The sequence below is a fragment of the Globicatella sp. HMSC072A10 genome, assembly GCF_001811625.1.
Lineage (GTDB): Bacteria > Bacillota > Bacilli > Lactobacillales > Aerococcaceae > Globicatella > Globicatella sanguinis.
The window spans coordinates 1-13998 of sequence record NZ_KV805668.1 but is presented as its reverse complement, the minus strand read 5'-3'; the positions used below and the strand labels follow the sequence as shown (position 1 = coordinate 13998).

13 protein-coding genes and 1 pseudogene are annotated in these 13998 nt (G+C 35.4%); 3 read left to right on the top strand and 11 right to left on the bottom strand.

The genetic code is table 11. The annotated features are described in order from the left end of the window. Positions 1-27: 27 nt before the first annotated feature. The 11 genes and pseudogenes from HMPREF2811_RS03555 to HMPREF2811_RS03505 all read right to left on the bottom strand — a co-directional run. Positions 28-462 (bottom strand): annotated as a pseudogene (locus HMPREF2811_RS03555) (helix-turn-helix domain-containing protein); the annotation flags it as partial. An 18-nt stretch (positions 463-480) separates the two neighbouring features. Next, positions 481-636, bottom strand: coding sequence for a conjugal transfer protein (locus HMPREF2811_RS03550; protein WP_071408140.1), 156 nt, complete (start codon positions 634-636; stop codon positions 481-483). Between the two features lie 20 nt (positions 637-656). Continuing rightward, positions 657-2033 (bottom strand): FtsK/SpoIIIE domain-containing protein, encoded by a 1377-nt coding sequence (locus tag HMPREF2811_RS03545; protein ID WP_071408139.1) that lies wholly within the window; start codon positions 2031-2033, stop codon positions 657-659. 39 nt (positions 2034-2072) lie between these two features. Then, positions 2073-2459 carry a YdcP family protein gene (locus HMPREF2811_RS03540; RefSeq protein WP_071408138.1) on the bottom strand — a complete coding sequence of 129 codons (387 nt, stop codon included), beginning with the start codon at positions 2457-2459 and terminating at the stop codon, positions 2073-2075. A 15-nt stretch (positions 2460-2474) separates the two neighbouring features. Continuing rightward, positions 2475-2789, bottom strand: a complete 315-nt coding sequence (locus tag HMPREF2811_RS03535) for a YdcP family protein (protein WP_071408137.1) — start codon at positions 2787-2789, stop codon at positions 2475-2477. A gap of 201 nt (positions 2790-2990) precedes the next feature. After that, positions 2991-3818 (bottom strand): serine protease family protein, encoded by an 828-nt coding sequence (locus HMPREF2811_RS03530; RefSeq protein WP_071408136.1) that lies wholly within the window; start codon positions 3816-3818, stop codon positions 2991-2993. Positions 3819-4001: 183 nt separating this feature from the next. Continuing rightward, on the bottom strand, positions 4002-5378 hold the full coding sequence (gene rlmD / locus HMPREF2811_RS03525; RefSeq protein ID WP_071408135.1) for a 23S rRNA (uracil(1939)-C(5))-methyltransferase RlmD: 1377 nt from the start codon (positions 5376-5378) through the stop codon (positions 4002-4004). Positions 5379-5893: 515 nt separating this feature from the next. Then, a complete protein-coding gene (locus HMPREF2811_RS03520; RefSeq protein WP_071408134.1) occupies positions 5894-6679 on the bottom strand; it encodes a tryptophan-rich sensory protein in 786 nt (261 codons plus the stop codon). Between the two features lie 337 nt (positions 6680-7016). Continuing rightward, a complete protein-coding gene (locus tag HMPREF2811_RS03515; RefSeq protein WP_071408133.1) occupies positions 7017-7382 on the bottom strand; it encodes a TIGR02328 family protein in 366 nt (121 codons plus the stop codon). Between the two features lie 663 nt (positions 7383-8045). Beyond that, positions 8046-9377, bottom strand: coding sequence for a sensor histidine kinase (locus HMPREF2811_RS03510; protein ID WP_071408132.1), 1332 nt, complete (start codon positions 9375-9377; stop codon positions 8046-8048). Between the two features lie 196 nt (positions 9378-9573). Further along, entirely contained in the window at positions 9574-10248 is a 675-nt protein-coding gene (locus HMPREF2811_RS03505; protein WP_071408131.1) for a response regulator transcription factor, read from the bottom strand. A gap of 507 nt (positions 10249-10755) precedes the next feature. Here HMPREF2811_RS03505 and HMPREF2811_RS03500 point away from each other — a divergent pair. The 3 genes from HMPREF2811_RS03500 (at position 10756) to HMPREF2811_RS03490 (ending at position 13664) form a co-directional block, all read left to right on the top strand. Next, on the top strand, positions 10756-11421 hold the full coding sequence (locus HMPREF2811_RS03500; RefSeq protein ID WP_084801909.1) for an HD domain-containing protein: 666 nt from the start codon (positions 10756-10758) through the stop codon (positions 11419-11421). Positions 11422-11650: 229 nt separating this feature from the next. Further along, positions 11651-13003 (top strand): Mur ligase family protein, encoded by a 1353-nt coding sequence (locus HMPREF2811_RS03495; protein ID WP_071408129.1) that lies wholly within the window; start codon positions 11651-11653, stop codon positions 13001-13003. Between the two features lie 4 nt (positions 13004-13007). Continuing rightward, entirely contained in the window at positions 13008-13664 is a 657-nt protein-coding gene (locus HMPREF2811_RS03490) for a type 1 glutamine amidotransferase (RefSeq protein WP_071408128.1), read from the top strand. The last annotated feature ends 334 nt before the right edge of the window (positions 13665-13998 follow it).

Below are 13998 nucleotides of genomic sequence, written 5' to 3'. Positions count from 1 at the left end.
TATAGTGGCTCACTTTTAAGTTAACATATACAGACGACAACCACGACCTTTTAATTCAACCAGTACTCCTTTATCTATCTCATGGGAGCATAGAATGAATATATCACCTAAAACATAATGTTCTGTATAAGAGTAGAAACCATAATCCTCATGAAGCATATAAGAAATTTTCAACCTCAAAATATCCTCAATTACGTGTTTGACATCTGTTGTAGGAAATCGAATCCTCACATAATCAAAGAGCATTTCCAAGGGAGCGTCTGGATTGAAGCGTTCCAGTGTTTCCCAAAGGGATTCTTGTAATTCATCTGATGGCTTGACTTTGCCTGTTTCAATGTCACTAAGATATTGTCTTGTAATGCCTGTCGCAATTGCCATACGATTTTGTGAAAGCCCATAAGTAATACGTTTTTCTTTTAATTCCTGTACCCAAGTGTTTTCATTCAGCTTAATCCCTCCAATCAAAAAAGCGTATGTCAACTATTGAAGCTCATTTGACATACGCCCAAATTTTCTAAATCCCTTGTAACCAAAGGGTTTTCTGCTATTTTTTTGTATGTTTCTTGTCGATTTGTACCCCCCTGTTAGATACGGGGGGTTAAGTGCTGCCGTGGCTATCGCCACACCAGCCAGCAAGATCAGTCCACACCTGCGACTTACGCTTCGCACGTCGCCTGCGTGGACTGTCTGCTGTTAGATAAATTCTTTATTTCCTCTAAAAAGTCATGACCTTTTGGTACTAAGGGCGTGTAAAACTCTGATATGACACTTGTTCCCACATCTACATAGCCACGTCCTTTGATTTGCTTTAAGAAGAACTCTTTTTGTACGTCACTACCAAACATCATGCCATAACCCATTTCAGACATTCTTCCAAGTGCTACTCTGAAATTAAACTGGTCACGGATTCCGTCACCTAAATATTTTGCGTCTGGGCGTTGACAAGCCAGTATTAAAAAGAATCCAGCTTGGCGACCTAACATAACAATTTGTTTCAATTTATTTAAGACTGCGGTATTTTCTTTTGTTCCCAGCATTTCCATGAAAGCCACGTATTCATCAAAAATAAGAAAATTGGCTGGAAGTCCTAAATAGGCATAATTTTCTCCCGTTTTATAATTTTCCATTTGCTTCATATCCTCACTGCGTTTCATCATTTCTTCATAGAAATTATCAATGCAGGAAAGCATATCCTCTTTTTTGTAGTAAACATTTTCTAACACAGAGCCTAAATCTGCAAGGTCAGCATTCTTTGGGTCAAGAATATACAGATTTGAATCTGTATAAAGCAATGCTTCAATCAGTGTTAAAATAAAGTAGGTCTTACCGCCACCTGTACCCCCAGCAATCAGCATATGAGGGAGCTTGTCATATTCCCACCATACATTTTCCATCAGTCGTAATTTTCCATCTGTAGCTTGTACTTCATCAATAGAAATCCGACTAGCGATAGTGTCGTAAAGCAAGGTATATTCCACGTAAGAATCCTTTAACTCTTTATCCGTCAGCTCACAGTACAAGCCACTTTCTAATTTCTTTTCTAGGTGTAAGAGCTGGTCTTGATATTTCCCCAGCGTGATTTCCACTCGTATCTGTATCAAGCCATTTTTAAGACGATAAAATATTTTGGGAAAGTAGGTTATCTTTTCCTTAGTACGACTGGACGAATCTTTGAAGAAACCATCTGTTTTAACCTGTTCCGATTCATACCATTTGTTTTCAAGTACCATCTTCGCCAGCTTTTGACGGTGGTAGAGCTGTTTTACTGTATCATATCTATATCTTCTGAATACAAAAGCCACCAGCAAGCAGAGAAGAATTGCGACACATAAACTCATCATTAAATAGGAAGTGTCAATCTTATCTACTTGCGATAGTGTAAAGTCCTGCCAGTTAATCTGCTGGATTGTCTGCACATGAAACAGTCCGATAACCAGCAGGAAAATTGGCAGTAAGGACGCTATTGTAAAATGAAAGACTAAATCTTTGTCACTTGGGCGAATTCTTTTACCACGAATACCAAACTGTTTCATGCGGGATTTCCTCCTTTCTCTCTAATGGAAGTAGCATAATTATTTATCCGTGGCTGGTTCTTTTTTAGGTTGTGGCTGATTTTTAAAGGTACTGGTATCTTTCGTCAATACAATATCGTCTGCCTTGATATACCAGTCAACATCTGCCCCTCGGAAGGTAGCAGTGGCGACGGTATCTGCAACTGGATTGATGATTTCCACTTTTGCGTTATAGTCAAACTCTTTCAGTGGAACACTGGCAGGAATACTCACTTGAATCATGCGACCTTGCCCCTTTGATTTAAGGTCATAGGTACGCTCTTTGATTTCATCTGAAACCGTACCGTCATCATTTTGTATTCGTACTTCACGACGGAGTGCTGAAAATTTCAATTCTCCAAATGTGGCGTCTTTATCTAATACAATGCCATTAGGTAATCTCATCATTTTTCCTCTCTTTCTTTATTCTTTTATCATATCGTCCGCATGTAAAAGGTAATTGGTAAAACCACGAGTACCAATTTTATAGCCCTCTGCGGTAATACGTGGATTGACTAACTTCACACGTTCCTCAAAGCCGAAATGTTTTTCGCCAGCTTCAGCAGGAAGAACCACCACAATATCATCTGCTCTTTGAACATCAGAATAAAGGTTGTAGCTTCGAGATAAAACGGTTAGTTGTCCGTTGATTCTTCGCTGTTCGACTTTATCCTCGCCAGCAAATTCTAAATTGCCAAATGTTTTTTCCATGTTGGGAATCACAAATTTAAGTTCCATATTTTTACCTATCCTTTCTTTTTTATAGTTGAATGAATTTTATTTGTTTGATGGTATAAAGGGAGGGGAGCGACCTTTAGTTTCTTGATTTTCTGTTTTCATAAGTTCACTTCCTTTCAAATTGGGTAAAAAAATAGACGTTCCCTTTAATCAGAACGTCTAAGTATATTTATATTTATTTGTTTTGAATAATAATTAATCTCAATTATTATTTTGCTGATTTATCATTTCTTGAATTATGGTTTTAAATTCAAGTAATTCTACAGATTTAACATAGTAGCCTAAATTAGTCATTACAGATGTTCTGCTAACTACTTTTTGTTGTGTAGGTATATCAATGACTGATACCTCGCCGTTTGCATTCATTGTTGGACCCGCATAAAGAATACCTAAAAAAATCAATCTGCTATTCCCAAAATACGTATTACCTTTTTTATCAGAGTAACTACTTTCATTTAAAATATAAATCGGTGACCCAGAAGACCCTGGAAATGCAGAAATGTCTGCTAATGCTATCCCTTTTTCATTAAAATCATATGCAGGGTGTGAAGCAGTATAACCTTTTCTAAAAATAGGATAATTGTGCTTACTATCCCATAATCCAATTGGATATCCAATCATTACAATTTCTTCTAGAGCACTTAATTCCATTAATTTCTCTTGACTAGGAATCAAGCTTTCCTCATTAGCTATATAGAATACTTGTTTTCCTGTTCTCTTTTTTACTTCCTCAAATATTGGATTTATAAATGTAAAACACAAATCCTTTTCAGAATGAAAAATCCATTCTGTCTGCAATGTGAGTGCATAGTTTTCTTTGGTTTCACCATCTTCTTCTCTTAAATGTAGAAGAAACTTAACAGTTTCCATTCTATTATAGTTTACAACATGTTTGTTGGTAACAAGAATAGGAACGGTAAGCTCACCTTGCTTAAAGTTAAAAAAGAATCCTGTTCCAGAAGAACCGTCATGAGCCTCTATTCTTACAGTATTAAACATTAATTGTTCTGCCAAACTAATCGGTTTCATATAAACCCTCCTATATTTAAACAAGTTTTTTATAAACGTAGTTTGTCTATTTTCTTGTATCTCCACACTCTATATCAATCACTACAGAAACATTGATGTAGTCTTTTATCTCTTTATTTCTGATTTTATCACCTTCACCAGTAAAGACAATATGCTTGTAAAAGTGCTTGAAATAAAGGATTTCTACGTATCTGCTCGTTGTATCAACACAATAGTCTCCACATGCACGGTCTGTGGGAATAAATCAACTGGCTGCACATATTCCAATCGATAGCCGGCATCCGCAAATAATCGGCAATCTCTGGCACATGTTGCTGGGTTGCAGCTGACATAAGCGATGCGTTCTGGTGCTTGTTCAATGACACTTTTGACAAATTCAGGGTCTAATCCCTTACGTGGTGGGTCGACGACCACGACATCAAATTGAACGCCTTCTTGGTTCCATTTTGGTAGAACTTCTTCAGCTTTTCCGACTTCAAAAATCACATTGTCGACATAATTATACTCTGCATTTTTCTTAGCCATTTCAATCGCTTGTGGAACAATCTCCATAGCATATACTTGTTTAGCGTGATCAGCTAGGGCTAAGGAAATCGTCCCAATACCACAATAAGCATCTAATACGGTGTCAGTGTCTTTAATTGCTGCTGCTTTAATCGCTTCTTGGTAAAGCACTTCTGCTTGTGGGGTATTCACTTGATAGAATGAATGCGCCGAAATAAAGAATTGCTTGCCTAACATTTGATCGCGATACTCACCTTCACCAGCCAATACGCGGGATTCTGGTCCCATAATGACATTGGTCTTTTTATCTTGGACATTCAATATCACCGAAACAACTTCGGGTAATTGTACCATAATCTCTTTGGCAATCGCTTCTGCTTCTGGCATACTCTTTTGATTGATGACCAGAATCACCATCATTTCACCCGTATAATGTCCGCGTTTAATAATGATATGACGCATCATTCCTGAATGATTTTCTTCATTATAAGCTTCAACTTTAAATTGACGTAAAACATTTTTTACTACCACGATCGCACGGTCAATCTCATGATGCTGAATATAAAAGTTTTCTACTGGGATTAAATCATGCGAATTTTTTCTAAAAAAACCCGTCTCTAACTGTCCATTCACCATTCGAGTCGGAATTTGCGCTTTATTACGATATTCCCATGGATGACTCATCCCTAAAGTCATGCGCACGTCAATATTTTTAAAGCCGCCTAATTTACGAAAGGCATTTCGGACTGTTTCTTGCTTAAAGGCGAGTTGTAAATCATAACTCATATGTTGCAAGGTCATCGTCCCGATTTGACGACCGATAGGATCGATAATTTCTCGACGATCATAAGCCGGATTTTCTATTTCAACTAAGCGAGCGAAACCGAAGTTTTTGGTCGCTTTCATGATTTTAGCATGTACTATTTCACCTGGAATCGCGCCTTCCACGAATAATGGAAATCCATCCACACGAATCACGCCTAAGCCTTCTGAAGTTAAATCTTCAACGAGTCCTACTACCTCTTGATTTTTCTTAAAGTTTTTATTTTTTGACACGTGATTTCACTCCTCTTTCATTTTCTTTAGAATACCTTACTTTTAGGTTAAATTCAATGTACAATCTCCTTCGTGCTTACGAAGGCTCTACCAGAATCATCTGACTATACTTTAAATTGTTCCTCAAAACAATACTTTTTAGATCTATACCTATGGTATTACTTCTAGTATATTTTTGAGAGAAAAATTTAACCTTATGACAAAGGGGAAACGACACTCGTCAAGCAGTGACTTTTAAAGTAATTCCAATAGTTATGGTTAAACTTTCTAAATTTCTTATTCCAAAATTGGTTGTAATTTTTTTGATTAAAGGCTTTAGCTTATCGGATACATTCCACATATTTCACTAGATTAAACTGTTATGACATGCTAGCGATTTTTCCACCAAAAAAAGATTCCTCTCATTAAAATCTCAAGGAATCTTTATCAGATAATGTCTTTTATTTGTCTAGTAGTTCCGATAATAAAACTGAAGTATCATAAGATGGCTGTTTTATCACTGTTTGTGCTCCTAACTAAATTGCATCATAATTATTTTGTTTAAACTGTTTAATTGAAAGATACAATAAAAAGAAGATACCCACCATAATAACGGGTTTCATATAAGGTCCATAATTTAGTGAGTCTGCTAATCGGTCGATTTCCATTAATATTCCAAAGTATGCCCATGCTACTGGTAAAGAATACAGCGAATTTTTTAAATTCATCTTTATGGCAGTAACAATGATTAAACAAATAATCAAGGTCATCGGTGCCCAAATGATTGGTTCTATCCCTAAACCATTCCAATTGATGCTGACTAAGTAGCTAGCAATATTGACAACTGTAGCAATCGTTACCCAACCCGCATAAAGGCCAAAAGTGATGCTGGCTAGTTGATAAGGTATGTCTCTTTTATGTTGAAGTAATTTTTTGTTAATGGTTGTCAAACTAAAAAGTAACCCGAATATTAATAGGGTTGAAATGCCTATTTTTTCGTAAGAAAAACTTACAATCCACAACATATTAAAGATACAACTTATAAGAAAAATTGGAGATAAAATATCTATCATTTTTTTATATGCTTTGTCTTTCGCTTTTATAATCATCACAATCAGAGTGATTAAAAGCAATAGATAGATGACACTCCAAATTGAAAAAGTAATGGGCGCCGGTGTGATCAGTGTATGGTACTTATCAGAAACTGCTTTTTGGCTCATACCATTGAATTGGCCTAAGGCACCTAAGGTATTGACACCTATACTTATTAAAAAGGCCATTAAGTTAATCCATGCTTTTGTTCGTGTACTTAAATTTTTCATATTACATCTCCTTGTTAAAAATATTGTATAGTGGCTCAGCATAAAAATGATAAATTAAATCAGCCCCGTGTTTGATAATTGTTACCACCGTAATGGAGTACTACCACACTGCGATTTAAAGATTTCTGTGGTACCTACTCAACAAGGCAGGGGTAGACAGACTAAGTGGAAAAATTCTAATTTTCTACTTCAGTATCTCTCTTGATAAACTTCATCAGTATTATCAAAAATGTTGGCTTTCACTTCCGTATGTGTCAATTTTATATGGAAAAACGTCCTTTTGATTTTCTTATAGTGTATAAATAATGGTTGGCGTTTTATGAAATACTTCAGTTATTTACAAGAGTTGTATTCCTTTTGATTCTAAATTTTTCAAACACTCCGATAAATAGGAGTCATTATGTTCTTTATAAATTGGATTATCAATTGATTCCTCTTTTAAATTCTCGTACTCTTTTGCATTTTTTCCTCTATAATCTTTATCTTTCCATTCTTGAGATACATTGTAACCTCTTTGCTCCATTTCATTCATTACTAATAAATGATATTGGTACAAGTGGTAAGGTGTATATAAGAAAACATAATCAACCGTCTCATGTTTCTTCCCCCATCCATTGCCTCTTAAAGCGCAGCATTCTCGATGTTGGCCGAGTAATTGATTCCTTGGAAGCAGTGGTATTATCTTTTCGTGCCATAATCTCATTATTTTCACCTCCAAATTACTTTAAATGTCTGCCATTTGATTATCTTTTCAAATGAGTCTACGCATAAACTTAACAATTCAGCCAACTTAGCGCTGATTAATTATTAGGGCAATCGTTAAATGCCATCAAACTATTTTGTTAAGAGTCGTTTGATACAGTTCAACGTGCGTGACGATACACTCGAAACGGAAATCAGCTAATTCTCTGCTTCATGTCCACTGCCTATTCATTTTTTGAGGGTTTAAATAACAGTCACAACATTCTTATTATCTTAATATGATGGACTTTAATAATAGGGAAACCGTTATACCACTCAACAATGATTGTTCCTCAATTAAAACCTTTAATCATTACTATCAATATTGATTATTAATATATTTTTTCATAATGAAATAGCTAAGTGTTTCCTTAATTATAAACTATACCACTGTCTAAATACTAAAATTACAACCTTTATCAATCTAATCTTCTGTTTATATGGCAAAGGACACGAACTAATCTCATATCTTTTAACAATTCAAGCTTCTTATTACAATTACCTACGCATTACTTTTCTCTAATATAATGATCAAAATCATCTTTATAAAACTGCTCATATATCCGATTAAATAAAATAAGAGACCAAGAAAAAACGATTGTTTTTCCTAGCCTCTCGGTGTTGATTATTTTTTAAACCAGCGTCGTTTAATTTGCCAATTATCTTTACTGTGACCATTAAAACCTATTTTAAATGCAATTCGTGATGAGCTGATTAATTCGGTTGTCAGTTTTAGCCCAGCTGATTTTGCGACTGCTGCTGCGATCGATAAGCCCATTCCGCTACCACCTTGTTCTCGGTTGCGAGCTGTATCACGCCGATAAAATCTTTCAAACAATTGTTTACGTTCTTCTTCGGTCATCGGGTCACATTCATTTTCAAACCATAATTCGCGTTTTCCTGGTTGCCATTTAATGATAATCGGTTTGCTTCCTACATGATATTTGACCGCATTTTCTAATAAAATAGTGGTTAATTGACGCACACTCGCTGCGTCCGTTATTTCGACTAAATTATCCGGTAATTCCATCAAAATCGTTTTGTCATTCTCTTTAATTAAAGTACTCAACTCATTCATTTCATTTTTTATTAAATCCGTCAAGTTAACCTTAGTCAACTCAATGGTATTTTTCCCTTCATCAAAACGAGCTAAGAGCAACATTTGCTCAATCAACATATTCAAGCGTTTAATTTGATTACGATTACTTTCGGTCCATTCATTTTTATTCCCAATCATTTCCATCACATCATTATTCGTCGATAATACCGCCAAAGGTGTCTTGATTTCGTGACTAGCATTACTAATAAATTCTTTTTGACGTTCAATATTTTTTACTAATGGCATGATGGCTTTTTTAGAGAAATAAGCCAATAATAAATATACGACAATTAACAATATGGCGAAAACCCCTGCCGATAAACTTAAAAAACGCACAATCATTTCAATCTCAGCAAATGAATCAACATACATGACAAGCGTTCGCCCATCTAACAATACTTTCTTCATAAAGCGATAATAGCCCGACCAGCCATGAGTAAGCTCTTGTCCATAGATCTCGGTGGCAGCTTCTTGAGCAGCGGCTTCAGTTATATTCTCCCCGATACCAATGGTTGTTTGTTTGATTTTCCCTTCACTATCAAATACAACATAGAAAAAGTCAATCATATCGCGGGTTTCACGTTCCTCTTTATTTAAACCAAAGAAGTTTTCAAAATTAAAGGTGTTATTACGAATTTTGGGCGTCGGCTCGATAAGAACGGTTGCGCCATTATTTAAGGTAACCTCACGTTGATTGATACCCAATTGCATTTCAACAAAGTCGAGTGTCTGTTGTTCTTGACGACTAATGACTTGCGCATAATTGAAACCATTTAAGACTAAAAATAAAATGAGCATTACAATTGTAAAAGATCCCATTGACACAATCATAAAGCGGCGTTTCATCTCATTAATCAATTCGCTTCACCTTCATTCGCATTCAAACTCCCTACTATCTTATTTTATTCCAGAGTATTTATCGTCATTGTATCGTTTCGTTATGAATCGAGATAATCTTTAGCCCAATTTTATAATCTGCGAGGTAATAAACAAAGTGACCATCATGAGATTTTCTACTTCTTGCCCACTCTACCTTTTTCTTTTCTTCGCTCAATTATTCTTCCACTTCTAAAGTATAGCCTAAGCCTCGCTGTGCGGATATTTTTACTTTTGAATTTAATTGTTGTAATTTTTTACGTAATGAAGAAATATTAACCCACACGACATTGATTTCGGCTTCAGATTCTAGCCCCCAAATACGATCCATGATTAATTCTTTGGATAGGACTTGATTATTATTTAAAAAGAACATCTCAATTAATTGGAATTCTTTGTTATTTAAAGTGACTTGTTTGCCATTGGCTTGGAGTTGATAATTGCTGCGATCTAAGATACAATCGCCAACTGTTAAAATCTCGGAAACAAAATTATTGGGGCGACGTAAAATCGAACGTATTCGTGCTAGTAACTCAGGTGTATCAAAAGGTTTAGTCAAGTAATCATCTGCTCCTAAATCGAGTCCGGTTACTTTATCTTCTAATTGATTTTTGGCTGTTAATAGTAAAATAGGTGTTTGATTGCCTTCTCTTCTTAATTGAAAAAGCACTTCAAATCCAGTTTTTTTCGGCATCATCACGTCCAAAATAAGACAATCATAATGTTCAGTTTGAGCATAGTATAAAGCATCTTCACCATTATGAACCACATCCACTATATATTTATTATGTTCCAGAATTGCTTTCAATCCTCTAGCAAGATCCTTTTCATCTTCTGCTAATAACAGTTTCATCCTAATCCCTCTTCTCTCTACTATTCTCAGATAGTCCATATTAACATTTCGATTGTAAAATAAACACCTAAAATTTAATTAAAACCGCTGATTATCATTGCGTTCTTATTAATTCAATCCCTACTTTTATACCGGAAACAGGCTTCTTTTGACCTTAAGCCAATGTTTTTCTTTCAATCAACTTGCTAAAGAACGCGGACCACACACTCGATACCATCGTTCATCACACTCCAGTTCATCTAGTTGTATTCATTGTATCAAAAAAACGATATAATAATAATCATTAGCTGATAAAATGTGTCGATGTTTGCGAGTATGGCAAAAAATCATTATCTTTAAAGTAATCAAGCCACAAAGAGCAAACGTATTTGTTAGTTCATCATTCTTTCTAGGAGCTATTACACAGAATTATGACACCATAACACCTTGATATCATTATGATTGAGGTTCAACGATTTTCTTTTCAGACATAAAAATTTTTAACTATATATGACAGGGAGCCTTATGATGATTAATAACATTGAACAAATTGAACAATATATTAAAACCAAGTATCAAAATGAAGCTAGTGGACATGATTGGTTTCATATTTACCGTGTCACTTATTTAGCTTTAAATCTGGCGCAACCGCAAGATGATCGTGACTACATTAAATTACTCGCTCTACTCCATGAAGAGTTGGATGATAAACTCAATCCTGATGACGCATTACAACAGTTAAAAAATATTTTAGCTGACCATCACATTGAGTCGTCGCTTTATCCACGTTTAATCAAAGATATTCAATCGATTGGTTTCAAAGGTGGATTCCATCAAGTTGACCGTACTCGAGAAGCCATGATTGTCAGCGATGCTGATTTATTGGACGCGATGGGAGCTATTGGGATAGCGCGTACCTTCCAATATAACGGTCAAGTAAAACACGCTCCCTTTTATGATCCTGCTTTAGCAAAAGTTGAATTAAATAACTATGCTGATTATCGTAAAAAAAAGCGTAACGCTATTGCTCATTTTGATGAAAAATTATTAAAACTCAAGGATTTAATTATGACCGATAAAGGTCAAAAACTAGCTAACAAACGCCATCAACGAATGGTGCAATTTGTTGAGGATTTCTTTAGCGAATTAGCCGAGTCGGGTGTAGACATTTCAGACCGATTTCTAATTGAGTAACAAAGGAATTTTATTACCGAATGAGATACTAAATGATATTGATACTACTGTTTTATCATAATATTTTCATGGTTTCATATATTGATAGGTAATATCATAAGGTCTATTTCTATCCTTCTTATCAAATTTCTATTCCCTTTTTTATTAAAATTAATTCTTAAACCTTTATTATTTAGTCAAGTATTGCTATTATATAGAAATGAAATATCAAATAAAGGAGACACATTCAATGAGTCTTAGAAGTAGTATTGCTCGTTTAGTCGGAAAATCCAGCCGTTGGGTTTTAACCAATTTTACCAATGGTGGGAGTAGTTTGCCTGGTAAATTAGCCCAAACAGTTGACCCTAATATCTTATCTGATTTAGCGAAAAATTATCAAGTCGTCATTATTACCGGTACCAATGGTAAAACATTAACTACAGCCTTAACAGTACAAGCTTTAAAAGAAAAGTTCAATCACATTGTTACGAACCCTACTGGGTCAAATATGGCACAAGGGATTGTCAGTACTTTTCTAGCAGCTCCTGCTATTCCAAAAGGTGAGCAAGGGATTGCTGTTTTAGAAGTGGATGAAGGGTCTTTAAAACACGTGGTGAAACATCTAAATCCTATCGCGTTCTTACATACCAATGTTTTCCGTGACCAAATGGATCGCTATGGAGAAATTTATTCAATCTATGAACTAATGACCAATGCTGCCAAAGAAGTACCGACCGCGACCGTCATTGCAAACGGCGATTCTCCCTTATTCAATTCAACTGAATTGCCTAACCCACGTCAATATTTTGGCTTCAATCACGAAGCAGATCACGATGTGGAACCACATTATAATACCGACGGCGTCCTATGTCCGCACTGTCATCATATTCTAAAATATCATTCTTTAACTTATGCCAATTTAGGAAAATATTATTGCGAACATTGCGATTTCAAACGTCCTGAATTAACCTATCAAGTCACTGAAGTTGAAGAATTGGCCTTAACTCATTCTAGCTTCAGAATTGACGGCCACCATTTTGAAATTCCAGTAGCTGGACTTTATAATGTTTACAATGCTTTAGCTGCCTATAGCGTCGCTTCATTCTTTGATGTCGAACCGGCAAAAATTCGTGAAAGCTTCATGAAAGCTGAACGCGTATTCGGACGTCAAGAAATGATTAACATTGAAGGTAAAAAAGTTTTATTAAACTTAGTCAAAAATCCAGTTGGTTTAAACCAAGTTTTAGCTTTGATTGGTTTGGATCAAAATCCATTTACTTTAATCAGTATTTTAAACAATAATTATGCCGATGGTACCGACGTCAGCTGGATTTGGGACGGACATTATGAACAAATCGTTGATTTCCCTATTGAAAAAGTCGTCACTTCTGGTATGAAAGCTGATGAAATGACCAAGCGTCTAACGGTCGCCGGCATTCAACCTGAATTGATTAATCAAGTGGAAAACAATGAACAAATTATCGAAGCGATAAAGGCTGCACCGACAGAATATGTTCATATTTTAGCAACTTATACTGCCATGCTAGATTTACGCGAAGCCTTTATTCAAAAAGGTTATATTCAATCAAACAAAGGAGCGTAAAAAAATGACCAATACAATTAGAATCTGTCATTTATATGGGAATTTACTCAATACCTATGGTGACAATGGGAATTTACTCATGATTCAGTACTATGCACGTGAAAAAGGCTATCAGGTTGAAACAACCATGGTCAGCTTAGAAGACCCGTTTAATGCCGATGATTTTGATATTATCTTCTTTGGCGGCGGCCAAGATTTTGAACAAAAAATCATCGCCAAAGATTGTCAACGTCTTATTCCTGAAATTAAACGTTACATCGAGCAAAACGGGGTGTTACTGGCAATTTGTGGCGGATTCCAATTATTAGGTCAGTATTATACGACAGCCGATGGCGAACAAATTAAAGGCCTTGGTGTGCTTCCACATTATACCGAGCGCCAAATCAATAGCCGCTTTATCGGTGATATTGAAATCTATGATGAAATAAACCAACAAACCTATTATGGATTTGAAAACCATAATGGTGTCACCTACTTAACCGATGCATTAGAACCCCTCGGCAAAGTTATTACGGGGTATGGTAACAATAATCAAGATAAAACCGAAGGGATGCATTATAAAAATACTTTTGGATCTTATTTCCATGGTCCACTACTTGTTAGAAACGAATGGTTAGCCCGTCATTTGGTTGATTTAGCAATTGAACAAAAACATAAATAAATTCTTATAAGCCTGTAAATCACTTAAATAGCATGACAAAAGAAGTCCTAAACGAATGGACTATCCTGTCCTACTTCAATCTATTTAAGATGATTTACTGGCTCTTTTTAATTTTCAATTCTTGCTTGTCATTTAGCTCATACTATGAATCACATTTCGATATAATCAATCCTTTATCATCAAGTACCCCTTCCGTAACAGACATTATTTATTTTATATCATTCATTAAATCATTGATGTTAAACTCTATAATTTCACTTATCGGCCTTTCTAATATTCTTCTCAAAGCTTGATATATCAAAGGTAAGCGTCCTATAACAGAGTATCTATCAAT